The 507-nt window shown below is 61.1% G+C and carries 1 protein-coding gene; it reads right to left on the minus strand.

Features of this window, described 5'->3' with window-relative positions; translation table 11 throughout:
* Positions 1–507: biotin/lipoyl-containing protein (locus tag JAO32_RS19725; protein WP_334243597.1), on the minus strand; the 507-nt coding region annotated here is incomplete at both ends.

Raw genomic sequence — 507 nt, forward strand, 5'->3', positions numbered from 1 at the left:
GGGCGACTACCGTGTTGATGGCAACGGTGGTGCCTTCTGCAGCCTTGATCTCGGTGAGCACGCCAGCGGCAGGGGACGGGATTTCCGCGTCGACCTTGTCGGTGGAGATTTCGAAGATGGGCTCGTCGCGCTCAATCTTGTCGCCGACCTTCTTGAGCCACTTGGTGATGGTGCCTTCGGTGATGGATTCGCCCATCTGCGGCATCAGAACTTCGGTCGCTGTGCCAGAGGGAGCGGCAGCTGGTGCAGATGCCGCCGGTGCCGCTGCAGGGGCGGCTGAGCCACCGCCGATGACCGCTACGACAGTGTTGATACCAACGGTGGTGCCTTCTGCGGACTTGATCTCGGTCAGGACGCCATCTGCGGGCGACGGGATTTCTGCGTCGACCTTGTCGGTGGAGATTTCGAAGATGGGCTCGTCACGCTTGACGGTGTCGCCAACCTTCTTGAGCCACTTGGTGATGGTGCCTTCTGTGATGGACTCGCCCATCTGCGGCATCAGAACAT

The sequence above is a fragment of the Terriglobus sp. ADX1 genome, assembly GCF_036877645.1.
GTDB lineage: Bacteria > Acidobacteriota > Terriglobia > Terriglobales > Acidobacteriaceae > Terriglobus.